This window comes from Streptomyces sp. 184 (assembly GCF_045781775.1).
In the GTDB taxonomy this organism is placed as follows: domain Bacteria; phylum Actinomycetota; class Actinomycetes; order Streptomycetales; family Streptomycetaceae; genus Streptomyces.
Window position 1 is genome coordinate 344222 of record NZ_CP123230.1, and the last position, 24825, is coordinate 369046.

Below are 24825 nucleotides of genomic sequence, written 5' to 3' on the forward strand. Positions count from 1 at the left end.
GAGATCAGTCCCGGTCGAGGATGTCCGAGCGGGCGATGAGGTAGCCGAGTTGTGCGCGGCCGTTGCTGCCGAGGACGGTGGCGAGCTTGGCGATGTGGGCGCGGCAGGTGCGTACGTTCATGCCGAGGCGGTCGGCGATGACTTCGTCCACGTGGCCCTCGACGAGGAGCTTGGCGATGCTGCGCTGCACGCCGGTGATTCCGTCCTGCTCCGGGGGTGTGTAGTGCACTTCCTCGTCCAGCGGAGTGGCGCTCTGCCACAGGTGGTCGAAGACGCCCGCGAGATACTCGACAAGGCCGGGGATACGGACTTCCAGGGCGACGTGCCGGTTGTACATCACGGGGCGCTCTCGCTGCGCGGGGATGAACGCCACCTTCCTGTCGATGATGATCAGCCGGTCGACGAGTTCTTCGAGTGTGCGCAGCTCCATGTGTTCCTCGCCTATGCGTTCCTGGTACGCGAGGAGCCCGTAGCTGTGCCGAGCTGTGTGCTGATACAGGCTGCGTACGCGCACGCCGCGCTCCACCAGGGGACGGACCCGGGCTATCGCCGTGCTCAGCACCTCCGGGGTCCGGCCGCCGCCGGGCTGCACCGTGAGCAACTCCTTCTCGCACTCCGCTGTTGCCTGGACGATCGTCGCGTCGATGTTGCTCACGCCGTGTAGTTCGGTCATCGCGCCGGAGGCCGGAGGGCGTTGCTCACTGATCGCAAGGAACGGAGCGAATGCCTCCGAAAGCGCCAGGGTCTGCTCTCGGCGCTCGAGGATCTCCCGCTCGATGGGGTGCTCGAGCTGTGCCAGCACCGTTGAAGGCGGGACGGGGCGCAGCCACTGGGGATCGTCCAGATCGGCGTGGAGGAGCGTCAGATCGATCAGACACGGCACGTCGTCCACCTCGGCCCGGGAGACACGACCTACCCGCAGGGCTCTGGCGTACAGCTCCGCGCCCGCCTCGCACAGGTCTGCGTATCCATGCGAATGCCTGGGTTGGTCATTTTTTATAACCATTTATCCGTCCCACAGGAAGATGTGATTCAGGAACATGATGCAGTGCGGAGGTGGTGTCTGACCTGTTGGTAGGGCACCTTCTTCAGAGGGAAGCAGAGAGCGAGGCCGGGACTCCCCATGGGAAAGAAGCTGATGACGTGGGCCGTTGCCTTGGTCGCAGTGATTGCGATCGGCGGGGCGGCTGGCCTTCAGCAGGGCGTCGAAGACAGTGATCCTCATTGGGATGGCAAAACCAGTGAGGCGGCAGCGATCTACGTCCAACAGGACCCTGTCTGGACGTAGATGACTCAGACATAGGTGAAGGGATGAACACAGACGACCGCCGAAAGATGGAGAACCATTGGCACTCCATCGATCTCGCTACGGCGGTTCCCCATCCCGGGGACAGGATGACGGTAGCCCTGCTGGGTGAGCCGATCACCATCCTCCGTGACCGGGGTGGGAGCGTCCGGGCCTTCCGCCGGAGGCCAGGGCGTTATGTACGCTGCGTGGTTCGCTGCGGCGTGATCTTCGTCAATCTTGGCGAAGAGGATCACGTTCCCGTGGCAGCCGACGGCGTACCGGATAGCGAGAGCATCACCCCCCACTGTGCCTGACCGGGCGGTATCCCCCGTGTCCAGATCGCCCGAAGGCACACCAGCGGTGCCATCGCGGACGCAACCCCGCGATGGCACCGCTTTTGCGTGCGCGGACGCGCATGCTTAGGGGGTGGCGGCCGTGTCGTGGTCGCCGGTGGCCGGTGCTGGGTTGAGGTTGAGTGGAGTAGACTCAACTTAGCTTACGTCGCCTCAGGCACGCCCCCGTGCGGGCCGAGGTGTATCCCGTGACCGGCACCCCGGCAAGGAGGAGCACACAGCAGTGGACGCGGAGCTGACCAACAAGAGCCAGGAAGCGATCGCCGGCGCCAACAGCCGCGCGGTGTCCGGCGGGCACCCGGACATCACCCCCGTACACCTGCTGCTCTCGCTGCTGGAGGTGGCGGACAACGAGAGCCTCCAGGACCTGCTGGCCGCCGTCGACGCCGACCAGGCCGCCGTGCGGTCCGGGGCCGAGGCGCTGCTCGGGGGGCTGCCCAGTGTGCAGGGGGCGACCGTGTCGCCGCCGCAGGCGGACCGGGAGCTGCTGGCCGCCGTGGCCGATGCCGCCGCGCGGGCGCGGAAGCTCGGTGACCAGTACGTGTCGACCGAGCATCTGCTGATCGGGATCGCCGCCGAGGGCGGGTCGGCCAAGGAGCTGTTGAAGAAGCAGGGGGCGAGCGCCAAGGCGCTCGTGCAGGCGTTCGAGGACATCCGCGGCGACCGGCGGGTCACCACGAAGAACCCCGAGAGCACGTACCAGGCGCTCGGCAAGTTCGGCACCGACCTCACCGCCGCCGCCCGCGACGGCAAGCTCGACCCGGTCATCGGGCGGGACCAGGAGATCCGCCGCGTCGTGCAGGTGCTTTCGCGGCGTACGAAGAACAACCCCGTCCTCATCGGCGAGCCCGGCGTCGGCAAGACCGCCGTGGTCGAGGGGCTCGCGCAGCGGATCGTGAAGGGTGACGTACCGGAGAGCCTGAAGAACAAGCGGCTCGTCGCGCTCGACCTCGGCGCCATGGTCGCCGGGGCGAAGTACCGCGGCGAGTTCGAGGAGCGGCTGAAGACCGTGCTCGCCGAGATCCGGGAGAGCGACGGCCAGGTCATCACGTTCATCGACGAGCTGCACACCGTCGTCGGCGCGGGCGCGGGCGGCGAGTCCGCCATGGACGCCGGCAACATGCTCAAGCCCATGCTCGCCCGCGGCGAGCTGCGGATGGTCGGCGCGACGACCCTGGACGAGTACCGCGAGCGGATCGAGAAGGACGCGGCCCTGGAGCGCCGGTTCCAGCAGGTGCTCGTGGCCGAGCCCACCGTCGAGGACACCATCGCCATCCTCCGCGGCCTCAAGGGGCGCTACGAGGCGCACCACAAGGTCGTCATCGCCGACTCGGCGCTCGTCGCCGCCGCCACCCTCTCCGACCGCTACATCACCTCCCGCTTCCTCCCGGACAAGGCCATCGACCTCGTGGACGAGGCCGCCTCCCGGCTCCGGATGGAGATCGACTCCTCGCCGACCGAGATCGACGAGCTCCAGCGCGCCGTCGACCGCCTCCGCATGGAGGAGCTGGCGCTGAAGAACGAGTCCGACGTCGCCTCCCGCGAGCGCCTGGAGCGGCTTCAGCGCGACCTCGCGGACAAGGAGGAGGAACTGCGCGGCCTCACCGCCCGCTGGGAGAAGGAGAAGCAGGGGCTCAACCGGGTCGGCGAGCTGAAGGAGCGGCTGGACGAGCTGCGCGGCACCGCCGAGCGCGCGCAGCGCGACGGCGACTTCGACACCGCCTCCAAGCTCCTCTACGGCGAACTGCCCGCCCTGGAGCGCGAGCTGGAGGAGGCGTCCGCCGCCGAGGAGGAGGTCAAGCGGGACACCATGGTCAAGGAGGAGGTCGGCTCCGACGACATCGCCGACGTCATCTCCTCCTGGACCGGCATCCCCGCCGGCCGGCTGCTGGAGGGCGAGACGCAGAAGCTGCTGCGCATGGAGGAGGAGCTGGGCCGGCGGCTCATCGGCCAGGACACCGCCGTACGGGCCGTCTCCGACGCCGTACGCCGCTCCCGCGCCGGCATCGCCGACCCCAACCGGCCGACGGGCTCGTTCCTCTTCCTCGGCCCCACCGGCGTCGGCAAGACCGAGCTGGCCAAGGCGCTGGCCGACTTCCTCTTCGACGACGAGCGGGCGATGGTCCGCATCGACATGAGCGAGTACGGCGAGAAGCACTCCGTCTCCCGCCTGGTCGGCGCGCCCCCGGGGTACGTCGGGTACGAGGAGGGCGGCCAGCTCACGGAGGCCGTACGGCGGCGCCCGTACTCGGTGATCCTGCTGGACGAGATGGAGAAGGCGCACAACGAGGTCTTCGACATCCTGCTCCAGGTGCTGGACGACGGGCGGCTGACGGACGGCCAGGGCCGTACCGTCGACTTCCGCAACACCATCCTCATCCTCACCTCCAACCTCGGCTCCACCTTCCTCGTCGACCCGATGATCAAGGAGGAGCAGAAGCGGGAAGGGGTGCTGGACACGGTACGGAAGGTCTTCCGGCCCGAGTTCCTCAACCGCCTCGACGACCTCGTCGTCTTCAACGCCCTCGGCGGCGACCAGCTCAAGCGCATCGCCGCCATCCAGCTCGCCCACCTCCAGGACCGGCTCGCCGAGCGCCGGCTCACGCTGGAGGTCAGCGACGCGGCGCTGGACTGGCTCGCGCGCCTCGGCGTCCCGGAGGACGAGCCGGCGGCGGACCTCAGCTACGGGGCCCGGCCGCTGCGGCGGCTGGTGCAGACGGCGATCGGCGACCAGCTCGCGAAGGAGATCCTGGCGGGCGAGGTGCGGGACGGCGACACGGTGCGGGTGGAGGTCTTCGGCGACCAGTTGCTCGTCGGCCCGGCGCGGTAGGGGTACGGCGCGCGGCAGGGGGCCAGCGCGTAAGCGGTACGGGGACGGTCCGCTGCGGCGGCGGTGTCCGCCGTAGCGGGTTATCCACAGGGTGTCGCCGCCGGGTTGCGGGCACGGGCCCTAGGTGGGGGAGGATGGGCGGGAACCGTTCGAAGGGAACCCCACGTGAGCATCGACCCGTCCTCGATTCCGAACTTCGGGGGCCAGAAGCCCGAATCCCCCGGCAGCGGCGGCCCGCAGGGGCCCCCGCAGGGCCCCATCGTGCCCGACCAGGATCTGGTCAAGCAGCTCCTGGACCAGATGGAGCTGAAGTACGTCGTCGACGAGGAGGGGGACCTCGCGGCGCCGTGGGAGCAGTTCCGCACGTACTTCATGTTCCGCGGCGAGGGCGAGCAGCAGCTCTACTCCGTGCGCACCTTCTACGACCGGCAGCACGTGCTGGACGACAAGCCGGAGCTGCTGGAGGCCATCGACGACTGGAACCGCCGCACGCTGTGGCCGAAGGTCTACACGCACACGCACGACGACGGCACCGTCCGGCTGATCGGCGAGGCGCAGATGCTGATCGGCACGGGCGTGGCGCTGGAGCACTTCGTGTCGAGCACGGTGAGCTGGGTGCGGGCGTCGATCGAGTTCGACAAGTGGCTCGTGGAGACGCTCGGGCTCCAGCAGGAGGTGGACGGCGAGAAGCCGGACGACGGTGAGGGCGGGGGCGAGGGCGGCCCGGAGGGTGCGGACGGCTCGGACGGTCCGGACGCCGCGGGCGGCGACGGGCCGAAGGAGAGCTGAGCGCGCGGCGGCCGGCGGCGCCGGGCGGGGGCGGCGGGCGCGGGGGACGGCGGCTGCGGGGGCCGGCCGGCACCGCGGGGCCTCCGGTGGGGTCCCGGGCCCCGGGTGCCGTGTGCGGGCGCGTGGGCGGGCCAGGCGTCCGCCTGGGCGGTGAGGTGTCCGCCTGGGCGGTCTGGCTCCGTCCGGCGGTCAGGCTTCCGTCAGGGCGGTGCGCAGCGCCTCGTACGCCCGCGTGCCCGGCGTGACGGGCGCGTAGTGGCCGGCGCCGGGCAGTTCCCGCAGCCGTGCCCCCACGGCGCGGGCGTAGCGGCGGGACAGCTCCACCGGTACGTCGGTGTCGGCCTCGCCGTGGAGCAGCACGACCGGCGCCGCCGGGGCAGGCATCCGCATCGGGTCCGTCTCGTCGAGCCGCTCCGCCACGCGCGCGGCGCCGCCGAGGAGCCCGGCGACGGCGCCGTCGCTGAGGCCCAGTTCGTGGGCGCGGGCCAGGTCCGCGACCGGGGCGATGCCGACGACGCGGGAGACGGCGGTGGGGCACCGCGAGGCGGCCCACAGCGCGAGGTGGCCGCCCGCGGAGTGGCCGGCGAGCACCACGGGCCCGGCGCCGGGCAGCGCGGCGAGCGCCGGCGCCAGGTCGTCGAATGTCGCGGGGAACCCGCCCCCGCCGCCCACGCGGCGGTACTCGACAAGTGCCACGCACCGGTGCAGGTCCGCCGCGAGCGCCGCCGCCAGCGGTGCCAGGTGGGTGCGGTCGTAGCGCTCCCGCCAGAAGCCGCCGTGGAGCAGGGCCACGACCGGCGCCGCCGACTCGTCCCCGTACAGGTCGATGACCTGCGCGGGGTGGTCCCCGTACGACAGCGTGCGGGCGGGGGCCGCGCTCCTGAGGGCGAAGAACGTCCTGGCCTCGTCGTCCACCTCGTCAACGGCGGTCATCCAGCACCTCTCCCAGCACTCCGGCGGCGCGGTACATGTCCGAGAACGAGGTATACAGCGGCGTCACGCCGAAGCGGAGCACATCCGGCGGCCGGAAGTCACCGACCACGCCGCGCGCGATCAGCTCGCCCATCACCGCCTCCGCGTCCGCGCACCGCAGCGCGACCTGGCTGCCGCGCTCGGCGTGCGGCAGCGGGGTCAGCGGGGTGAGCGCCGCCCCGCCCGGCAGGGCCGCGACGCACTCCAGGAAGAAGTCCGACAGCGCCAGGCTCTTCACGCGCACCGCCTCGATCGCCACGCCGTCCCACACCTCCAGCGCCGCCTCCAGCGCCAGCATCGACAGGATGTCCGGCGTCCCGACGCGCCCGCGCGCGGCGCCGTCCGCCGGGTGGTAGCCGGCGGACATGGCGAAGGGGTCGGCGTGCGAGTTCCAGCCGGGCAGCGGGGAGTCGAAGCGGGGCTGGAGGCCGCGGCGTACGTAGAGGAACGCGGGCGCGCCCGGGCCGCCGTTGAGGAACTTGTACGTGCACCCCAGCGCCAGGTCCACCCCGTGCACGTCGAGCCCGACCGGCAGGGCTCCGGCGCTGTGGCACAGGTCCCACACGGCGAGCGCGCCCACCGCGTGCAGCGCGGCGGTGGTGCCGGGCAGGTCGTGGAGCCGGCCGGTGCGGTAGTCGACGTGGTTGACCAGCGCGGCGGCGGTCCGCGGCCCGGCGGTGGCGGCGATCTCGTGCGGCTCCACGGCCCGCAGCGCGCAGCCGGTCAGCCGGGCGGCGGACTCGGCGACGTAGCCGTCGGTGGGGAACGTCGTCGCGTCGACCAGCACCTCGTCCCGGGCCGCCCCGGCGCCCGACTGCGCGATGCGCACCGCGGCGACGACGGCCTTGAGGACGTTGACGCTGGTGGAGTCGCCGACGACGACCTGGCCGGGCGCGGCGCCCAGCAGCGGCGCGATCCGGTCGCCGATCCGCTCCGGCGCGGTCCACCAGCCGGACTCCGTCCACGACCGGATCCCCAGCCGCCCCCACTCGTGCGCCACGACGTCCGCGACCCGGGAGGGGACGGCGGCGGGCAGGGCGCCGAGGGAGTTGCCGTCGAGGTAGACGACGGGCGGGCCGGGGGACACCGCGCCGGTCGGGTCCGCGTCGGACGGGTTCGCAGCGGTCGGGTTCGCAGCGGTCGGGTTCGCAGCGGTCGGGTCCGTGTCGTCGAGGACGAACTCCGTCCGCTTCGACCGCAGCGGGTCCGTCAGGTCCAGCTCCGCCGCCCGCTTCGCCAGCCCCGCGAACTCCGCCGCGGGCCCGTACGCCTCAGACATGGCTCCGCGCCGTCCACAGCTCGGGAAACACCTGCTTCGCCGCGCGCTTCTCCAGCCACGACACCCCCGCCGAGCCGCCCGTGCCGACCTTCCCGCCCATCGCGCGCCGGGTGGCCACCAGGTGGTCGTTGCGCCAGCGCCACACCAGCTCGGCGATGTCGGTCAGCACCTCGCCGAGCTTGATCAGCCCGGAGTCCTGCGGCCCCGCGTAGACCGCCGCCCACGCGGCCTCCACCTCGTCGTGCGGCTCGTACCGCCGCGTCGGGTCGCGGTCCAGGACGGCGGCCGAGAGCCGGTGGCCCTTGGCGTCCAGATACTTCAGCACCTCGTCGTACAGGCTCGGCTCGCCGAGCTGCTTCTCCAGCTCGTCGTGCACCCGCGGGGCGCCGCGGTGCGGCACGAGCATCGACGCGGACTTCTCGCCGAGCAGGAACTCCATCCGCCGGTACATCGCCGACTGGAAGCCGGAGCCCTCGCCGAGCGCGGCCCGGTAGGAGTTGAACTGCCGCGGCGTGAGCCGCGCCAGCGGCTCCCAGGAGGCGTTCAGCGAGCGCAGCTCGTACGTGCTGCGCCGCAGCGCCGCCAGCGCGACCGGCAGGTCGTCGCCGCGCAGCGCCTCGGCGGCGGTCTCCCACTCGTGGACGACGACGGTGAACCACAGCTCCATGACCTGCGTGGTCACCAGGAAGACCAGCTCGCCGGGGTCGTCCGACAGCGGGTGCTGTAGATGGGTGAGGACGTCCGCCTGGACGTAGTCCTCGTACGGAGTGGTGCCCCGGAAGTCGAGGTTCGGGGGCTGGTGCCCGTCGGGCTGGTGAGCCGGGGGCTGGTGCCCGCCGGTCTCCGCGGGCAGGGGGTCGTGAGCACGGCTGTCCATGAGCTGTCTCCCACACATGAGCCACCGGGTAGCGGTCCGCCCCTTCCTGCCGGCAACAGGGCCCCGGTCCCCTCGGGTACGGCGGCATCCGGTGCGCCGTACCCACTTCGCATCATCCGCGGCGAGGCGGCGGGAGGCAAGAGCAGCCGACCCGGCCGGGTCAGCTACTCGGCCGGCTCCTCAGGAGAGCGTTTCCGCCGCGGTCGGGGAGCTGTCGCGCAGGAACGTGCTGCACCGCTCGTACTCCTCGGTCTCCCCGATGGCCTTCGCGGCGCGGGCGAGAGCGGCGAGGGCGCGCAGGAAACCGCGGTTCGGCTCGTGCTCCCACGGGACCGGGCCCTGGCCCTTCCAGCCGTTGCGGCGCAGGGAGTCCAGGCCGCGGTGGTAGCCGGTGCGCGCGTACGCGTACGACTCGACCGCGCGGCCGGCCTCGAACGCCTCGTCCGCGAGCTGCGCCCAAGCCAGCGAGGACGCCGGGTACTGCGCCGCCACCTCGGACGGGGCTGCGCCGTTCGCGAGCAGGTCGCGCGGTCCGGGGTCCTCGGGCAGGTAGGTGGGGGGTGGTCCGCCGAGGAGGTTCTCGTGAATCGCCATGGGTTCCACCCTGCCATGGCCGCCCGCGGCGGTGACCGGCGCGGGCGGTCCCGGCGGTACTTCTCAGCGAAACCTCACGCGCCCATCACCTCACGGACACCCCCGGCCGAGGCCCCGCAGCCGGGGCCCGTGACCGGGCCCCAGCCCGGCCGGGACGGTGTCCGCGCGGGTGTCACTTCAGCTTGGTGCCCGTGGAGCGCAGGTGCTCGCACGCGGTCCGGACGCGCTCGGCCATCGACGCCTCGGCGACCTTGCCCCAGGCGCGCGGGTCGTACGCCTTCTTGTTGCCCACCTCGCCGTCGACCTTCAGCACGCCGTCGTAGTTCTGGAACATGTGCGCCGCCACGGGGCGGGTGAAGGCGTACTGCGTGTCCGTGTCGATGTTCATCTTGACCACGCCGTTGTCCAGGGCGGTGGCGATCTCCTCCTCGGAGGAGCCGGAGCCGCCGTGGAAGACGAAGTCGAACGGGCTCTGCTTGCCGTACTTCGCGCCGACGCCCTCCTGGAGGTCCTTCAGCAGCTCGGGACGGAGCACGACGTTCCCCGGCTTGTAGACCCCGTGCACGTTGCCGAAGGAGGCGGCCAGCAGGTAGCGGCCCTGCTCGCCCAGGCCCAGCGCCTCGGCCGTGCGCAGCGCGTCGTCCACCGTGGTGTACAGCTCGTCGTTGATCTCGTGGGTGACGCCGTCCTCCTCGCCACCGGTCGGGGTGATCTCGACCTCCAGGATGATCTTCGCGGCGGCGGCGCGGGGCAGCAGCTCCGCCGCGATCGCCAGGTTGTCCGCGAGGGTCTCGGCGGAGCCGTCCCACATGTGCGACTGGAACAGCGGGTTCTCCCCGCGGGCGACGCGCTCCTCGGAGGCGGCGAGCAGCGGGCGTACGTACCCGTCGAGCTTGTCCTTGGGGCAGTGGTCGGTGTGCAGGGCGACGTTCACCGGGTACTTCTTGGCGACGATCGCCGCGTACTCGGCGAGGGCGACCGCGCCCGTGACCATGTCCTTGCTGAACTGCCCGCCCAGGAACTCGGCGCCGCCTGTGGAGATCTGGACGATGCCGTCGCTCTCGGCCTCGGCGAAGCCGCGCAGCGCGGCGTGCAAGGTCTGCGACGAGGTGACGTTGATGGCCGGGTAGGCGAACTTGCCTGCCTTCGCCCGGTCCAGCATCTCGTTGTAGACCTCGGGGGTTGCGATGGGCATCTGTCCGCTCCTTGGAGACGTGCGGGTGTCTGCATGGGTGTACGAGTGCGGCCGGCTCCGTTGCCGTGGCGCCCCTGGAGTGCCCCCATCCTCCCAGATCCGCGTCCCCGCTTCCCCGCCCTGTGGATAACCTTGCGCCGACCGGCAGAACCTTGCCGTACGGCTCAGCCGAGGCCCAGGTCGGCGAGCCCGTAGGCGTACACGTACGGCACGCCCGCCGTGTCGCGCACCCGCTCCGCGGCCCCCGTGTCGCGGTCCACGATCGTGGCGACGGCGACCACCTCCGCGCCCGCCTCGCGCACCGCCTCCACGGCCGTCAGCGCGGAACCGCCCGTCGTCGAGGTGTCCTCGACGACCAGCACCCGGCGGCCCGCGATGTCCGGGCCCTCGATGCGGCGTTGCATGCCGTGCGTCTTGCTCGTCTTGCGTACGACGAAGGCGTCGAGCGGGCGCGCGCGGTCGCCCGCGGCGGCGGAGGCGTGCAGCATCGCGTCCGCGATGGGGTCGGCGCCGAGGGTGAGACCGCCGACGGCGTCGTACTCGAAGTCCGCGGCGAGATCGAGCATGACCCGCCCGACGAGCGGCGCGGCGGTGCCGTCCAGGGTGATCCGGCGCAGGTCGAGGTAGTAGTCGGCCTCGATGCCGGAAGAGAGGGTCACCTTGCCGTGCACCACGGCCTTGTCCTTGATCTGACCCAGCAGGTCGGCATGTGCGTCGCTCATGGCCGTGAGCCTAACCGAGCGTGCGCCACGCCCAAGTGGTCGATACTTCCAGCGGCTCGATGGGGGTGACGAGGCGCGGGTGGGTGTTGAGCCCGTTGGGCGGGCCGGACTGCGGCTCGACGCAGACGGCCTCGGGCTGCTCGTCGTAGACGACGACCCACTCCGCGCGGCTGGTGACCGTCAGCTCCAGCCTGCCGGGCCAGGTGAGCGTCACCTCGACGCCGTCGGGCATGCCGAAGCAGTCGTCCCACGGGCCGGGCTGCGGGTCGACGCGCTTGCCGGTGGGGAGGTGGTCCTCGCCGCGCTGCTCCTGCCAGGCGGCGGCGAAGTCGATACGCACGCCGCTGTCGTCGCGCGCGCCGCCGTCGCCGCTTCCGGCGAGGTGGCGTACGAACCAGGGGTGCCAGCCGGCCTGCGCGGGGAAGGAGTCGCCGGCGGTCTCCACGGCGAGCGTGAGCGTCACCTTGTCCGGCTCCAGCTCGACCAGTTGGGTCACGCGGCCCGGGTACGGCCACGGGTCGGCGAGGTCGTACGAGAACGCGGCGGCGGCGTCGTCGGCGCGCAGGGTGCGCCAGGCGGAGTCGCGGCCGGTGCCGTGAATGGCGTGCGGCGGGGCGTCGGCGGGGAGCCGGTGCTTGGCGCCGCCGTTGCGGAACTCGCCCAGCTCCAGCCGGCCGCAGAACGGGACCATGGGGAAGGAGCCGTAGCGGTCGCCGGCCCGCAGCAGCTCGGCGCCGGCCACGCGGAGGCTCGCGACCCGGCAGCCGTTGCGGGGATCCATGGTCAACTCGGCGTCACCGGCGGTGAGACGTGTGGGCACGCCCCGAGCCTAGACGAGCGCGGGGACGGGGCAGCAGGCAGGACCGGCCTCGGCGGGGCGCCTGGCGGCGGGCGGCGGGTGCGCGGGGTGCGCGGTCGCGGGCGGGGAGGCCGAGGGCGGTGGGGGCGGGGGAGCGGGTGGTTGTGGGAGGTGGCGTGGGGGAGCGGGTGGTCGTACGGGCGCGGGGTGTTCCGCGGCGGGCCGCCGGCGGGCGGAGCTTCGGGGCGTCGCCCGGCGCCGCTGTTACGGCGGCAACGCGCCGTCCGGCGGGTGGGGTGCGGTTCGGGGGCTTCTGCCGTCCCCCGCGGTGGCCGTCAGCGGCGGCGGCGGAGGGCTCGGCCGACGATGACCGCCGTGGCCACCGCCAGGGCCGCGGCCGGTGCCATCCAGCGCAGCCCCGCCGTGGGCAGCGGGGCGTCGGCGGCGGGGGCCGGGGCGTACCGGCCGCGCGGCGGGGCGTGGTCGACCTCCTCTGCGCTGCGCCCGATCATCGTGCGCCGGGCGTGCGCGGCCTCCGGCTCCTCCAGCAGGCCGTCGACCCGCTCGTCCGCGTCCTCCTCCTCGGCGAGGGCGTCGATCACCTCGTCGGCCAGCGGGTCCAGCGACGGCGGCGGGACCTCGGCGTCGAAGACCTTGCCGGTGCCCGGCGGGGTCTCGCCGGACTGCTCGGGGGACGGGATGCCGGGGATGGCGCGCTCGTTGCCGTCGCCGAGGCCGACGTCGGGGCCGTCCCCGGACGGCTGCGCGGCGTCGTCCGGGTGCTCAGCCTCGGCCGGCTCCTGAGGGGCCTCCCGAGCCGGCTCCTCGGCCGCCTCCTGCACCGGCTTCTCGGCCGGCTTCCCAGCCGCCTCCGCGAGCGGCTCGGCCGTCAGGTCCGCTGCCAGGCTCTCCGCGAAGCGCTCCAGCAGCCGTACACCCGCCGCCTCCGCCTGCGCCGCCTCGACGGCGGCCAGCCGCCCCGTGCTCGACACCTTGCCCGTGCACCGCAGCGCCGTGGTCCCCGGCGCGTCCGCGTCGTCCCGCGGCGTGAGGGTCAGCGACGCCGTCACCGTGCCGCTGCCGCGCGACTCCTCGCCCTCCGCCGCCACGGTCACGGAGTCGCCCCGCGGCGTCAGCCGCAGCGTGCCGCGGTACGTGATGCTGGAGCCGGCGACGCGGAGCCGGAGCCGGCCGCGCAGCGCGCCCTCGGCCACCGCCTCGTCATCGTCGAGCGTCAGGCCGGGGACGCTGCGGGCGACCCGCTCGGCGTCGGACAGGGCGCGGCGAACGGTTTTTGCGGGCTGCGGTACGTGCACCTCTCGCTCCATGAACCGGAGCCTACCCACGGGGAACCTGCCCAGCACAGGGTTCTGCGGCGGGTGGGGGAACAGGTCACTCCACCGACCCCGCACCCCCTCGCACCCGCCCCGACCAGCAAAAAGGTCCGCGTGAGCGGGCGATATGGCCCCGCACGGGCCGTGAACCGGTCACGGACTCACTCCTGATACCGCGGATGCAGCAGCGTCGACGGCGTCAGGTCCGCCGCCTCCGGCGGCGCCGCCAGCGGCCCGGCGCCCGGGGGCAGCGGCGGGGCCAGGGGCCGGCGGGCGGCGAGCACGAATCCCCAGCGGTCGTCGCCGTCGCCCGCCTGGTACGCCGACGGGGTGAGCCCCGCCGCCCGCAGCGTCGCCGCGACCGTCCACAGGCTGTGCGCCGCGTCCCCGGATCCCGGCCCCGCACCCGGGTCCGCGCCCGGCCCCGCCCCGGCGCCCGGCCCCGTCCCGGCGCCCGGCCCCGTCCCGGCGCCCGGCCCCGTCCCGGCGCCCGGTTCCGCGTCCCAGGACGCCGCGTGCACCACCAGCCGCCCGCCGCCCGCCAGCGCCCGCCCCGCCAGCCCGTAGAACTCCTGCGAATACAGCTTCGTGCTCTGCGTGTTCCGCGGCCCCGGCAGATCCGAGACGATCACGTCGTACCGCCCGTGCGGCGCCGCGCGGCGCAGCCAGTCGAACGCCTCCGCGTGCACCACCCGCAGCCGCGGGTCGCCGTACGCGTGCTCGTTGAGCCGGGTCAGCCGGGGGTCCTCGGCGGCCAGCCGGCTCAGCACCGGGTCCACCTCGACGACCGTCACCTCCGCGACGTCCGCGTGCCGCAGCGCCTCGCGGGCCGCCAGCCCGTCGCCGCCGCCGAGGACGAGGACCCGCTGCCGCGAGTCCGGCGCGGCCAGCGCCGGATGGGTCAGCGCCTCGTGGTAGCGGCGCTCGTCCCTGGAGTCGACGCGCAACTGCCCGTCGAGGTACAGCGCCACGGACCCGTCCTTGCCCGCCGTGAGCACGATGTCCTGGACGCCGGTCCGCTGCGCGACACGCACCTCCGAGCCGTAGAGCGCGTTCCTGGCCGCGCGTTCGAAGGGGGCGGACAGAAGTGCGGTCAGCGCGAGCAGCGCCAGGACGGTCGCGTTCCCGGCGAACAGCGCCCAGCGTGCACGCCGGCTCAGGTCGTGCCGGAAGAGGTAGAGCACGAGCGCACACCCCGCCGTTGCGTTGACCGCCCCCGTGACGAGTGCGCTGGAGAGCTGCCCGAGCCAGGGCAGCAGCACGAACGGGAAGGCCAGACCGCCGGCCAGCGCCCCCACGTAGTCGGCGGCGAAGAGGTCGGCGACGGCGCCGCCGGGGTCCTGCCGCCGGACGCGCTGGATCAGGGTCATCAGCAGCGGCACCTCGGCGCCGATCAGCACGCCGAGCGCCAGCGCGTACGCCACGAGGACGAACCGCGGCTGGCCGAACCACGCGAAGCACGCGTGCAGCACCATCGCCGAGAGCCCGCCGAGGAGCGCGAGCACCGCCTCGACCGCGCCGAAGGCGACGGCGGCGCGGATCCGCAGCCGCTTGGCCAGCAGCGATCCGACGCCCATCGCGAAGACCATGACGGACAGCACGACGGACGCCTGGGTGACGGAGTCACCGATCAGGTACGAACCGAGGGCGACCAGCTCCAGCTCGTACACCAACCCGCAGGCGGCGCAGACGAAGACCGTGGCGAGCACGAGGAACCGCCCGGTGGCGGGCCGCACCGGGAGGGCGGGCGGCGGCGCGCCCGGCAGCGCGGGGGCGCGGCCGGGAGCGCGCGTCGTCTGCTCGTACGGTTCGATCACGAAGGAACGATACGTTTGCGCCGGTGCCGCCCCTTGTCACCCACACGTGTGCAATATGCCCTGGACATAGGCGAATTGCCCGGTCCACGGCACCGGCGGCGTCCGGCGACCCGTCCTAGACCGGCTCCGCGACCCGCGCGGCCATCGTCGTCCGCGTCGCCACCAGGCGTCCTTCCTGCGGATACGAGTGCCACGTGCGCCATCCGACGACGTCACCCTGACGGTGCACCAGCAGCGCGGTGAACGCGTGCGGGCTGCCGGGGAACGTGCCGGCGAGCCCGCGCGGGTGGTCGGCGACCAGCGCCAGCAGTTCCTGTGCGCGGGACTCGAAGGCGCTGCGGTTCAGCGTTTCGACCCGGGCGGCGAACTCGTACTCCCAACCGGCGACCTGCTTGGCCACGCCGAGTGGGAGCGGTGTGCTGCTGCCCGGCAGGCAGGCGACGGTCTCGGAACAGGCCGAGTCGCCCTCTCTGAGCAGCACTTGATGTGAGGCCCCGAGCAGCCTGAGCTGCACGTCGGCCGAGCCGAGGCGCAGATCGAGCACCGCGAGGGCCGGCATGGGGTCCATCCCGAGCCGCCATGCGAGGTCCTGGGCCCGGGTGTCCGTGTACGAGGTCTTGAGAGTGGTGAGCATGGGTCGGCTCCGCAGGCAGGGTGGAGAGACATCGGGCCGCCCGCTTGATGGCGGGACCGCGGGTGCGGGCGCAGGCCGAGATGCACGTGGGCACGCCCCGGCAGAAGGGGAATGCGCCCGGGAAATACGGAATCATGAAGTGCGGCCCGCCGACAGCGTTTTTACCCTTCTTCACCGGGTTTCCATCGCGCGGGCGCGCGACTGGTCAGGTGTTCACTTTCTGACAACTAGCACCCGCCGCCGCCTCCGTCACCGCCGCCACCCGCGCCGCAGTCCCCGCCGCCGCTGCCGCCGCCGGTGTCCCCGACCCAGCCGAACGCGTCCGTGCCGGCGGCCGCGCCGCCCACGCCGCCCCAGCGGCCCTTTCCGGACAGCCCGCCGCGGTGCGTGCTGCGCCTGGAGACGGCGGCGGACAGGGCCACGAGCAACCCGATCGAGGCCACGCCAAAAATGAGGAATCCCATCGGAACCTCCCAATCTCCCCCGCCCCCGCGGAGGTCCGGTGTACCACCGGATGTGCCCGGCGCGAGGGCTCCTCAACCCTCCGCCGTGCAAGCATGTCCCCATGGGACGCCCACCGCTGAGCAGCCGCCTGACCCCCTTCGTGACCACGATCTTCGCGGAGATGTCCGCCCTCGCCGTGCGCACCGGGGCCATCAACCTGGGCCAGGGCTTCCCCGACACCGACGGGCCCGCGGAGGTCGCCGAGGCGGCCGTACGGGCCGTGCGGGAGGGCCGCGGCAACCAGTACCCGCCGGGCCCCGGGATCCCCGAGCTGCGCCAGGCGGTCGCCGCGCACCAGCGGCGGTGGTACGGGCTGGAGTGGGACCCGGACTCGGAGGTGCTCGTCACCGCCGGGGCCACCGAGGCGATCGCGGCGGCGCTGCTCGCGCTGCTGGAGCCGGGCGACGAGGTGATCGCCCTGGAGCCGTACTACGACTCGTACGCCGCCGGCATCGCGATGGCCGGCGCCCGCCGCGTCCCGGTCACCCTGCGCCCCGACGCGGGCGCCGGAGCCGCCTCGTACCGCCTCGACCTCGACGAGCTGCGTGCCGCCGTCACCCCCGCCACCCGCCTGATCCTGCTCAACTCCCCCCACAACCCCACCGGCACCGTCCTCGACCGCGCCGAGCTGGAGGCCGTCGCCGCGCTCGCCCGCGAGCACGACCTGCTCGTCGTCACCGACGAGGTCTACGAACACCTCGTCTTCGACGGCGAGCACCTGCCCATCGCCACCCTCCCCGGCATGCGCGAGCGCACCGTGTCGATCTCGTCGGCCGGCAAGAGCTTCTCCTTCACCGGCTGGAAGGTCGGCTGGGTCACCGCCCCCGCCCCGCTGGTCGCCGCCGTGCGCACCGCCAAGCAGTACCTGACGTACGTCAGCTCCGGCCCCTTCCAGTACGCCGTCGCCGAGGCGCTGGCGCTGCCGGACTCCTACCTCACCGGCCTCCGCGCCGACCTGCTGCGCAAGCGCGACCTCCTCGCCGCCGGTCTGGCGGAGGCGGGCCTGCGCGTCTTCCGCCCGGCCGGCACGTACTTCATCACCGCCGACATCACCCCCCTCGGCGAGAAGGACGGCGTCGCGTACTGCATGTCGCTGCCCGAGCGCTGCGGGGTCGTCGCCGTGCCGACGCAGGTGTTCTACGACGACCCGGACGCCGGGCGCAGCATCGTGCGGTTCGCGTTCTGCAAGAAGGACGAGGTGCTGGCGGAGGCGGTGCGGCGGCTGAAGGAGGGCCGTTCGGCGTAAGCCGGGAGGCCGCCGGCCCGGGGGCCCGGAAGCATGGCGGGCAGGACGCGCGAGGGAGGCACGGGCATGGAGATCGTCGCGTACGGAGTGCTGGCCGACGAGCTGCCCGTGATCGAGGCGGCCTTCACCGGGGCGTTCGGCGACGAGCACTCCCTGCGCTGCCTCGACCTGTTCCTCAACCGCGACACCGTGCCCACCGCCGCCGGCTACGAGATCGTCCTCACCGGCGTCAACGACGAGCTGGACGGCGACGTCCTGCGCCGCCTCGCGGACGGCGGCACCCGGTTCGTCGCCCAGCGCTCCACCGGCTACAACAACATCGACCTCGACGCCGCCCGCGCCGCCGGCCTGTCCGTGGCCCGCGTCTCGCACTACTCGCCGTACTCCGTCGCGGAGTTCGCCTGGGGCCTGGCGCTGGCCGTGAACCGCCGCCTCTTCCGCGCCGCCACCCGCTCCCGCGAGTTCGACTTCCGCCTCGACGGGCTGATGGGCCGCGACTTCCACGGCCGTACGGCGGGCGTGCTCGGCACCGGGAAGATCGGCGAGGTCTTCGCCCGCATCGCCCACGGCTTCGGCATGCGGCTGCTCGGCCACGACGTCGTGGAGAACCCCGACTGCCTGGCGCTGGGCATGGAGTACGTCGGCACCGACCGCCTCTTCGCCGAGTCCGACCTGATCAGCCTGCACGCGCCGCTGCTGCCCGAGACGCACCACACCGTGGACGCGGCGGCGCTGGCGGCCATGAAGGACGACGCGATCCTCATCAACTCCAGCCGCGGCGGCCTCGTCGACACCGACGCCCTGGTCGAGACGCTGCGCGCCGGCCGCCTGGGCGGCGTGGGCCTGGACGTGTACGAGGAGGAGGCCGGGCTGTTCCACCACGACCGGTCGATGGAGGTGATGACGGACGACCGGCTGGCCCGCCTGATGACCTTCGGCAACGTCCTGGTCACCTCCCACCAGGCGTACTTCACCGCCGACGCGGTGGGCCAGATCGTGGACGCGACGCTCCGCAACGTCCGCGATCACCTTCGGGGCCGTACGGGCGAGAACTTCCTGCTCCCGCCCGCCGGCTCCGCCTGAGCCTGATCACACTTTTCGCACGGAGGCGTGGCCACGTACCCGGTCGGTGGCCCGCGGGGCGTACGGGATGGTGGCCCGCGGGGCGTCCGGGGGCGGTGGACCGGGGCGTACGTGAGGGGGGCGGTCGTACCGCCTGCCGGCGGCACGACCGCCCCCCTGGCGCGGATGGTCACTCCCGCTACTTCGTCTCCAGATCCCGCCGGCGGAAGCCCACGAGGCCCAGCCAGACCAGCCCCACGGCGATCGCCGTCAGCGCCAGCAGCGGCGTCCACGACATGTCCTTGGCCGGGAGCTGCGGTACGTGCCCGAAGGGGGACAGGTCGTTCAGCGCGTCCGGGAACTTCAGGATCTCGCCGAGGTAGCCGACGACGAACCCGTACACCGGGACCACCCAGGCGACCGCCACCGCCCGCGGGGCCCAGCCGAAGAGCGCGACCGCCAGGCCGATGGTGACCCACAGCGAGGGGGCGTACGCCAGGGACGCGCCGACCAGCTTGAGGAACAGGCCGCCGTCCCCGGTGGAGGCGGCACCCGAAACGCCGAAGCCGATGCCGGCGAGCAGCAGCAGCACCGTGCCGCCGGCCGCGCCGATGGCCGCGTGGCTGAGCACCCAGCGGTCGCGGGACAGCGCGGTCGCGAGCAGCGGCTCGGCGCGGCCCGCGGACTCCTCCGCGCGCGGGCGCAGGGCGGCCATCACGACGTAGATCGAGCAGACGACCGCCAGGACGATCATCACCACCGAGGCGAAGGACTCCGCCACGTTGGCGCCGCCGATCTCGGCGAGCTGCTCCTCCAGCTCGTCGATGCCTTCGATCATCTCCTCGGCGTCGCCGAGGACCGAGCCGTACATCACGCCGAGCAGCAGCGCGCCGGCGCCGAAGCCGACGAGCAGCCCGCGGTGCAGCCGCAGCGCGAAGCCCAGCGGGGTGGTGAGGCTTTCGGAGCCGACGGGGCTGCCGACCCGGGCGGCCTTCAGGCCCGCGCCGACGTCGCGGCGGGTGCTGAGGACGAACCCGGCCGCCGCGGAGACCACGGCCGCGGCGAGCACGAGCAGCAGCGGCCACCAGCGGTCGTCCACGAAGACGTACGTGCGCTGGATCCAGCCGATCGGCGAGAGCCACGACACCCAGTCGTTGCCGACGTCGCCGACGGCGCGAAGCGCGTACGCCGCACCGATGACGGCCATCGCCAGCCCGGACGCACCGCGCGCGTACGGGGTGATCTGCACGGTGATCGCGGCGACTGCGGCGAAGAAGATGCCGATGGCCGTGTGCGCGAGCCCGTAGAGCAGGGAGCCCTTGCCGTCCATGCCGTCGATGCCCGCGCTGGCCAGGCCGCCGGCGATCAGCAGCCCGAGCACCACGTTGGCGACGACGGCGACGGCGAGCGCGGAGGCCAGGTAGGCGTGCCGGCCGACGACGCCGGAGCGCACCAGCTCGGCGCGGTTCGTCTCCTCCTCGGTCCTGGTGTGCCGGGAGACGATGAGCACGCTCATGATGCCGACCAGCACGGCGAAGAAGCCGAGGAGCTGGTGGCCCATGATCGAGCCGACGTTGTAGTCGTCCAGGTAGCGCTCCGGGCCGGTCATCGCCAGGCCGGCCGGGCTGTTCATGGTCTCGGCGACGTCCGCCCGGTCCTTCGCCGTGGGGTACGACGAGTCGAAGCTGCCGGGGCTGGTGAACGTCCCGAGGAACAGCGCGAGCACCCAGACGGGCAGCCGTACGCGGTCCCGGCGCAGCGCGAACCGGAACAGCGTCCCGGCGCCGGCCAGTGTGTTCGCGCCCTCCTGGGCGCGCGGGGATGCGTCGGGTCGGGTCTTGGTGGCGCCCGCGGCGCCGGTCCCGTTCGTGTCGTTCGTGGCGGAGGGGGTGGCAGACATCAGGCCGCTCCCGCCTCCGAGTGGTGGCCGTTGTGCTCCAGCTCGTCGCCGTAGTGGCGGAGCATCAGCTCCTCCAGGGTGGGGGGATGGCTTACGAGGCTGCGGATGCCGAACTCGCCGAGCCGCCGCACCGCGGCGTCCAGGTGCTCGCCGTCCACGGCGAAGTGCACCCGGCTGTCGTCGGTACGGAGCTGGTGGATGCCCGGCAGCTCGTCGATGCCGGTGGCGGGGCGCTCGGTCTCGGCCTCGATGGTCGTACGGGTCAGATGGCGCATCTCGCTGAGCGTGCCGGACTGCACGATCTTCCCCAGCCGGATGATGCTCACGCGGTCCGCCAGCTTCTCCACCTGGGCGAGGATGTGGCTGGAGAGCAGGACGGTCTTGCCCTCGGCCTTCGCCTGGATGATGACGTCCTGGAAGACGACCTCCATGAGCGGGTCGAGACCCGCGGTGGGTTCGTCTAGCAGGAGCAGCTCGGCGTCGGAGGCGAGGGCGGCGACGATGGCCACCTTCTGCCGGTTGCCCTTGGAGTAGCTCCGGCCCTTCTTGGTCGGGTCGAGGTCGAAGCGCTCGATGAGGTCGTCGCGGCGCTGCTTGTCGATGCCGCCGCGCAGCCGGGCCAGCAGGTCGATGGCCTCACCACCGGTGAGGTTCGGCCACAGCTCGACGTCCCCCGGCACGTAGGCCAGTCGGCGGTGAAGCGTGACGGCGTCGGCCCACGGGTCGCCGCCGAGCACCTGGGCGGTGCCCGTGTCGGCGCGCAGCAGGCCGAGCAGCACGCGGATGGTGGTGGACTTGCCCGCGCCGTTGGGGCCGAGGAAGCCGTGCACCTCGCCCGTCTCCACGTCGAGATCGAGGCCGTCGAGCGCACGGGTCCGGCCGAACGTCTTGGTCAGGCCGGAGACGGTGATTGCCTTGGTCATAGCATGTAAGCTACACGAACATTCACAAATGTGTGAAGTTAAGGAAGCGTTAGTATCGATCCGAACGGGGTCGGACGGGGAGAACGTAGAAAAGTGGCAGATCAGCAGCGTGACGAGCGCGGTGGGCGCGAAGAGCGCGGCGACGGCGCGGAGCGCACAGAACGCGCGGGGCGCGACGTACGCGCGGGGCGCGACGAACGGGCCGTGGCGAGATACGTCGAACGGGTGGCCGCCGAGCTGACCGAGATGGGCTTGCAGCGGATGGCGTCCCGGGTCTTCGCCTGCATCCTGGCGGACGACGCGGGCGCCCTGACCGCCGCGGAGGTCGGCGAGCGCCTGCACGTGAGTCCGGCGGCGGTCTCGGGCGCGGTGCGCTTCCTCGGGCAGGTCGGCCTCATCACCCGCGAACGCGAGCCGGGCTCGCGGCGGGAGCGGTACCGGATGGAGAGCGACCGCTGGTACCAGATCTTCGCGCAGCGCGAGCAGATGATCAGGCGCTTCGAACAGACCCTGGACACGGGCATCGGCGTCCTGGGGGCGGACACCCCGGCGGGCCGGCGGATCGAGGAGACGACGGAGTTCTTCGCGTTCCTGCGGGAGGAGAACGGCCGCCTGGAACAGCGCTGGTGGGACTACGTCAAGCGCCGTGACGAGGCGAGGGCGACCGGGGACTGACCGGTCAGTCGTCGGCGGTACACCGATCGAGCGCTTCCCCGGGCGCCGCACCGGCGTCCTCCCGTACGGCCAGCCAGTCCCCGAAGGCGGCGCCGCCCCCGAAGAGCGTCGCGACGAGGACCACCCCGGTGACGACCTCGACCCGCCACCCGCGCGAACCGCGCTAACGGCGGGTGGGGTAGCTGCCGGGTTCGCCACGGGTCCGGCGGCGGGCCGGGAATGCGGGTGTGGCGGGTCAGTGGGGCGGGGCGGTGATGAGGCGCCAGGCGTTGGGGTGGGCGGTCCAGGTGCGCTGGCTGACCGGGGGGCTCAGGAGGGCGTCGGCGCGGTAGCGGAAGTCGCTGCCCCAGACTCGTACGCTACGGGCCTGGGCGTGCAGCGGGTCGCCGGCGCCGCGGGGGCGGATGATCACCTGGGCCAGCCCGCTCGCCGGGTCCGTGACGACCCTCACCTGCGACGCCGGGCCGTCCAGATCCGCCAGCAGCACGCCGTCCGCCTCGACGCGCAGCCGGAAGCCGTCCTCCGGGGCGGCCACGTCCACGGGCACCGGGTCGTCGGCGGCCGGCGGCGTCCAGTCCCCCGGCGTCCGCCCCGCTCCGTCCGCGCCGCCCGACTCCCAGCCCCCCGTCGCGTCCTCCGCGCCCCACTTCGTCACCACCGGCGGCGGGCCCGGCTCGCGGGCCGTCCCGTTCCGCCGTTCCACCGCCCGTGCCGCCAGCGCCCGCAGGCCCGCCGCCGGGGTCCACCGCCGTCCGGGGCCGCCGCCCGCGCCGGCGCCGACCCGCTGCGTCAGCCCCGCCAGCCCGCCGCTCAGTCCGCCGCCCAGCCCGCCGGCGGGCCCGCCGCTCGGCGCGCCACCGGGGGGACCGGACTCCGTCCGGGCACCGCCGGCCACCGCCTGCGCGCCGTGCGGCGACGGGCCGCCCGGCGTCGGGCCGACGTCCGGCATCCGGCCGTCCGCCGCTGCCCGGCCGTCCGGCGTCGTGAGGTCTCCCGGCCCGGAGCCGGCCACCGTCCCCGCGCCGCCCGGCGACCGGCCGCCCGGCGACCGCCCGTCCCGCGACCGGCCGTCCGACGTCCGCCCGTCCGGCGATCGCCCGTCCACCGCCCCCGAGCCGTCCGGCCCCGCTCCCTGCGCCGGCAGGCGGAGCGCGTCCAGCACCACCCCGCCCCCGTCGTCCACCAGCAGCCCCAGCCGGCGCTCCTCGCCGTCCAGCACCGTCCGGGCGGCGTCCACCGTCCCCGTCGGCACCCCGAGCGTCGCCGCCAGCGTCCGCGCCGGGCCCACCGGGACCAGCGCCAGCGGCGCGTCCCCCAGCGTCTCCTGGCGGCGCAGCTCGCTCACCACCCGCATGAACGCCAGGTCGTCACCGATGACCACCGGGCGCCGCCCGCCCCGGCGGGCCAGGGCGCGGGCCAGCTCCGCCGCGCTCTCCGGCAGGCAGATCTTCGTGTCCGCCGCCGCGGAGAGCACGTCCCTCGCGATCCGTACGGCTTCCCCGTCCGCCCGCCGTGCAGCGGGGTCGATGAGCACGAGCAGTGAGCGCCCGGTGGGGTCTGGAGCCGACACCACGGTCCTTCCTCAGGTAATCTCTCGGTGCAAGAGCCCCTGTCGCACTTGTGCCAGGGGCTTCGTCTATCCGGGGCCCGGTCCGATCCCCGGTGCACGGCGCACCGCACGTTGGACATGCCCCGCCCGGAAGGGGTGTACGCCTGTGCCCGCACTTGTGCTGCTCGGTGCTCAGTGGGGTGACGAAGGCAAGGGGAAGGCCACCGATCTGCTCGGCGGCTCGGTGGACTACGTGGTGCGCTTCCAGGGCGGGAACAACGCCGGGCACACGGTGGTGGTCGGCGATCAGAAGTACGCGCTGCACCTGCTGCCGTCGGGCATCCTGTCGCCGAGCTGTACGCCGGTGATCGGCAACGGCGTCGTGGTCGACCCCGAGGTGCTGCTCAGCGAGCTGAGCGCGCTCCAGCAGCGCGGCGTGGACACGTCCAAGCTGCTGCTCAGCGGCAACGCCCACCTCATCACGCCGTACCACACCGACCTCGACAAGGTGACGGAACGGTTCCTCGGCAAGCGGAAGATCGGCACCACCGGCCGCGGTATCGGCCCGGCGTACGCCGACAAGATCAACCGCGTCGGGATCCGGGTGCAGGACCTCTTCGACGAGTCGATCCTGCGGCAGAAGGTCGACGCCGCGCTGGACCAGAAGAACCAGGTCCTCGCCAAGCTCTACAACCGCCGCGCCATCCGCCCCGACGCCGTCGTCGAGCAGCTCCTCGGCTACGCCGAGCAGTTGCGCCCGTACGTCGCCGACACCACCCTCGTGCTCAACGAGGCGATCGACGGCGGGAAGGTCGTGCTCTTCGAGGGCGGGCAGGGCACGCTCCTCGACGTCGACCACGGCACGTACCCCTTCGTCACCTCGTCCAACCCGACCGCGGGGGGCGCCTGCACGGGAGCCGGCGTCGGCCCCACACGGATCAGCCGGGTCATCGGCATCCTCAAGGCGTACACAACGCGCGTGGGTGCCGGACCGTTCCCGACCGAGCTGCTCGACGAGGACGGCGACCGGCTGCGCACCATCGGCGGCGAGCGCGGCGTGACCACCGGCCGGGACCGGCGCTGCGGCTGGTTCGACGCGGTGATCGCCCGCTACGCGACCCGCGTCAACGGCCTGACGGACTTCTTCCTCACCAAGCTCGACGTGCTCACCGGCTGGGAGCGGATCCCGGTCTGCGTCGCGTACGACATCGACGGCCGCCGCGTCACCGAACTGCCGTACAGCCAGACCGACTTCCACCACGCCACGCCGGTCTACGAGATGCTGCCGGGCTGGTCCGAGGACATCTCGAAGGCCACGACCTTCGAGGAGCTGCCGAAGAACGCGCAGGGGTACGTCAAGGCGCTGGAGGAGATGTCGGGCGCCCCCGTCTCGGCGATCGGCGTCGGCCCCGGGCGGGACGAGACGATCCAGATCAACTCGTTCCTCTGATCCCGAACCCGATCCCGAACCCGGACCCGATCC

Annotated in this window: 22 protein-coding genes; 7 read left to right on the top strand and 15 right to left on the bottom strand. The window is 73.1% G+C overall.

Annotated elements, in window-relative coordinates:
- Positions 1-4: 4 nt before the first annotated feature.
- A complete protein-coding gene (locus QBL21_RS01400; protein ID WP_407560114.1) occupies positions 5-1006 on the bottom strand; it encodes a hypothetical protein in 1002 nt (333 codons plus the stop codon).
- A gap of 117 nt (positions 1007-1123) precedes the next feature.
- On the opposite strand from QBL21_RS01400, the gene QBL21_RS01405 reads away from it, so the two are divergent.
- The 3 genes from QBL21_RS01405 (at position 1124) to QBL21_RS01415 (ending at position 5260) form a co-directional block, all read left to right on the top strand.
- The gene (locus QBL21_RS01405; protein WP_407560115.1) at positions 1124-1288 is read left to right on the top strand and encodes a hypothetical protein; all 165 of its coding nucleotides are present in this window, start codon (positions 1124-1126) and stop codon (positions 1286-1288) included.
- 576 nt (positions 1289-1864) lie between these two features.
- Positions 1865-4471, top strand: coding sequence for an ATP-dependent chaperone ClpB (gene clpB / locus QBL21_RS01410; RefSeq protein ID WP_407560116.1), 2607 nt, complete (start codon positions 1865-1867; stop codon positions 4469-4471).
- 165 nt (positions 4472-4636) lie between these two features.
- The gene (locus QBL21_RS01415; protein WP_407560118.1) at positions 4637-5260 is read left to right on the top strand and encodes a YbjN domain-containing protein; all 624 of its coding nucleotides are present in this window, start codon (positions 4637-4639) and stop codon (positions 5258-5260) included.
- Between the two features lie 189 nt (positions 5261-5449).
- Here QBL21_RS01415 and QBL21_RS01420 read toward each other — a convergent pair whose 3' ends face one another.
- From QBL21_RS01420 to QBL21_RS01470, 11 genes are all read right to left on the bottom strand, one after another.
- Positions 5450-6193: an alpha/beta fold hydrolase gene (locus QBL21_RS01420; protein WP_407560119.1), complete on the bottom strand. Its 744-nt coding sequence runs from the start codon at positions 6191-6193 to the stop codon at positions 5450-5452.
- Positions 6180-7511: a kynureninase gene (gene kynU, locus QBL21_RS01425; RefSeq protein ID WP_407560120.1), complete on the bottom strand. Its 1332-nt coding sequence runs from the start codon at positions 7509-7511 to the stop codon at positions 6180-6182. Before kynU ends, QBL21_RS01420 begins: the two co-directional genes overlap by 14 nt.
- A complete protein-coding gene (locus QBL21_RS01430) occupies positions 7504-8388 on the bottom strand; it encodes a tryptophan 2,3-dioxygenase family protein (RefSeq protein ID WP_407560121.1) in 885 nt (294 codons plus the stop codon). The genes kynU and QBL21_RS01430 overlap by 8 nt, the downstream gene beginning before the upstream one ends.
- Before the next feature lie 180 nt (positions 8389-8568).
- On the bottom strand, positions 8569-8982 hold the full coding sequence (locus tag QBL21_RS01435) for a DUF3151 domain-containing protein (protein ID WP_407560122.1): 414 nt from the start codon (positions 8980-8982) through the stop codon (positions 8569-8571).
- Positions 8983-9154: 172 nt separating this feature from the next.
- On the bottom strand, positions 9155-10177 hold the full coding sequence (gene fbaA, locus QBL21_RS01440; protein WP_407560123.1) for a class II fructose-bisphosphate aldolase: 1023 nt from the start codon (positions 10175-10177) through the stop codon (positions 9155-9157).
- Between the two features lie 164 nt (positions 10178-10341).
- On the bottom strand, positions 10342-10899 hold the full coding sequence (gene pyrE, locus QBL21_RS01445; RefSeq protein ID WP_407560124.1) for an orotate phosphoribosyltransferase: 558 nt from the start codon (positions 10897-10899) through the stop codon (positions 10342-10344).
- A gap of 10 nt (positions 10900-10909) precedes the next feature.
- On the bottom strand, positions 10910-11680 hold the full coding sequence (locus QBL21_RS01450; RefSeq protein WP_407566268.1) for an aldose 1-epimerase: 771 nt from the start codon (positions 11678-11680) through the stop codon (positions 10910-10912).
- Positions 11681-12033: 353 nt separating this feature from the next.
- Positions 12034-13014: a hypothetical protein gene (locus QBL21_RS01455; RefSeq protein ID WP_407566269.1), complete on the bottom strand. Its 981-nt coding sequence runs from the start codon at positions 13012-13014 to the stop codon at positions 12034-12036.
- A 179-nt stretch (positions 13015-13193) separates the two neighbouring features.
- Positions 13194-14849: a polyamine aminopropyltransferase gene (locus tag QBL21_RS01460; protein WP_407560125.1), complete on the bottom strand. Its 1656-nt coding sequence runs from the start codon at positions 14847-14849 to the stop codon at positions 13194-13196.
- 115 nt (positions 14850-14964) lie between these two features.
- Complete coding sequence (locus QBL21_RS01465; RefSeq protein WP_407560126.1) at positions 14965-15483, bottom strand: DUF2617 family protein; 519 nt, start codon at positions 15481-15483, stop codon at positions 14965-14967.
- A gap of 227 nt (positions 15484-15710) precedes the next feature.
- The gene (locus tag QBL21_RS01470; RefSeq protein ID WP_407560127.1) at positions 15711-15947 is read right to left on the bottom strand and encodes a hypothetical protein; all 237 of its coding nucleotides are present in this window, start codon (positions 15945-15947) and stop codon (positions 15711-15713) included.
- Positions 15948-16048: 101 nt separating this feature from the next.
- On the opposite strand from QBL21_RS01470, the gene QBL21_RS01475 reads away from it, so the two are divergent.
- Positions 16049-17233: a pyridoxal phosphate-dependent aminotransferase gene (locus QBL21_RS01475; protein WP_407560128.1), complete on the top strand. Its 1185-nt coding sequence runs from the start codon at positions 16049-16051 to the stop codon at positions 17231-17233.
- Between the two features lie 66 nt (positions 17234-17299).
- A complete protein-coding gene (locus QBL21_RS01480) occupies positions 17300-18316 on the top strand; it encodes a 2-hydroxyacid dehydrogenase (protein ID WP_407560129.1) in 1017 nt (338 codons plus the stop codon).
- Positions 18317-18494: 178 nt separating this feature from the next.
- Here QBL21_RS01480 and QBL21_RS01485 read toward each other — a convergent pair whose 3' ends face one another.
- Positions 18495-20195: an ABC transporter permease gene (locus QBL21_RS01485; RefSeq protein WP_407560130.1), complete on the bottom strand. Its 1701-nt coding sequence runs from the start codon at positions 20193-20195 to the stop codon at positions 18495-18497.
- Positions 20195-21118, bottom strand: a complete 924-nt coding sequence (locus tag QBL21_RS01490) for an ATP-binding cassette domain-containing protein (RefSeq protein WP_407560131.1) — start codon at positions 21116-21118, stop codon at positions 20195-20197. Before QBL21_RS01490 ends, QBL21_RS01485 begins: the two co-directional genes overlap by 1 nt.
- Positions 21119-21211: 93 nt before the next feature.
- Between QBL21_RS01490 and QBL21_RS01495 the strand changes: the two genes are divergently transcribed.
- Positions 21212-21793 carry a GbsR/MarR family transcriptional regulator gene (locus tag QBL21_RS01495; RefSeq protein ID WP_407560132.1) on the top strand — a complete coding sequence of 194 codons (582 nt, stop codon included), beginning with the start codon at positions 21212-21214 and terminating at the stop codon, positions 21791-21793.
- A 235-nt stretch (positions 21794-22028) separates the two neighbouring features.
- Here QBL21_RS01495 and QBL21_RS01500 read toward each other — a convergent pair whose 3' ends face one another.
- On the bottom strand, positions 22029-23366 hold the full coding sequence (locus QBL21_RS01500) for a diacylglycerol kinase family protein (RefSeq protein ID WP_407560133.1): 1338 nt from the start codon (positions 23364-23366) through the stop codon (positions 22029-22031).
- 142 nt (positions 23367-23508) lie between these two features.
- Here QBL21_RS01500 and QBL21_RS01505 point away from each other — a divergent pair, with 142 nt between their 5' ends.
- Positions 23509-24792, top strand: a complete 1284-nt coding sequence (locus QBL21_RS01505; RefSeq protein ID WP_407560134.1) for an adenylosuccinate synthase — start codon at positions 23509-23511, stop codon at positions 24790-24792.
- Positions 24793-24825 lie beyond the last annotated feature (33 nt).

Excerpts from the sequence above, each read along its gene's own strand:
- QBL21_RS01420 (WP_407560119.1), bottom strand. The coding sequence starts at position 6,193 with ATGACCGCCGTTGACGAGGTGGACGACGAGGCCAGGACGTTCTTCGCC.
- QBL21_RS01430 (WP_407560121.1), bottom strand. The coding sequence starts at position 8,388 with ATGGACAGCCGTGCTCACGACCCCCTGCCCGCGGAGACCGGCGGGCAC.
- QBL21_RS01450 (WP_407566268.1), bottom strand. The coding sequence starts at position 11,680 with ATGGATCCCCGCAACGGCTGCCGGGTCGCGAGCCTCCGCGTGGCCGGC.
- QBL21_RS01480 (WP_407560129.1), top strand. The coding sequence starts at position 17,300 with ATGGAGATCGTCGCGTACGGAGTGCTGGCCGACGAGCTGCCCGTGATC.
- QBL21_RS01485 (WP_407560130.1), bottom strand. The coding sequence starts at position 20,195 with ATGTCTGCCACCCCCTCCGCCACGAACGACACGAACGGGACCGGCGCC.
- QBL21_RS01465 (WP_407560126.1), bottom strand. The coding sequence starts at position 15,483 with ATGCTCACCACTCTCAAGACCTCGTACACGGACACCCGGGCCCAGGAC.
- QBL21_RS01490 (WP_407560131.1), bottom strand. The coding sequence starts at position 21,118 with ATGACCAAGGCAATCACCGTCTCCGGCCTGACCAAGACGTTCGGCCGG.
- QBL21_RS01435 (WP_407560122.1), bottom strand. The coding sequence starts at position 8,982 with ATGGCGATTCACGAGAACCTCCTCGGCGGACCACCCCCCACCTACCTG.
- QBL21_RS01400 (WP_407560114.1), bottom strand. The coding sequence starts at position 1,006 with ATGGTTATAAAAAATGACCAACCCAGGCATTCGCATGGATACGCAGAC.
- QBL21_RS01475 (WP_407560128.1), top strand. The coding sequence starts at position 16,049 with ATGGGACGCCCACCGCTGAGCAGCCGCCTGACCCCCTTCGTGACCACG.
- pyrE (WP_407560124.1), bottom strand. The coding sequence starts at position 10,899 with ATGAGCGACGCACATGCCGACCTGCTGGGTCAGATCAAGGACAAGGCC.
- kynU (WP_407560120.1), bottom strand. The coding sequence starts at position 7,511 with ATGTCTGAGGCGTACGGGCCCGCGGCGGAGTTCGCGGGGCTGGCGAAG.
- QBL21_RS01470 (WP_407560127.1), bottom strand. The coding sequence starts at position 15,947 with ATGGGATTCCTCATTTTTGGCGTGGCCTCGATCGGGTTGCTCGTGGCC.
- fbaA (WP_407560123.1), bottom strand. The coding sequence starts at position 10,177 with ATGCCCATCGCAACCCCCGAGGTCTACAACGAGATGCTGGACCGGGCG.
- QBL21_RS01405 (WP_407560115.1), top strand. The coding sequence starts at position 1,124 with ATGGGAAAGAAGCTGATGACGTGGGCCGTTGCCTTGGTCGCAGTGATT.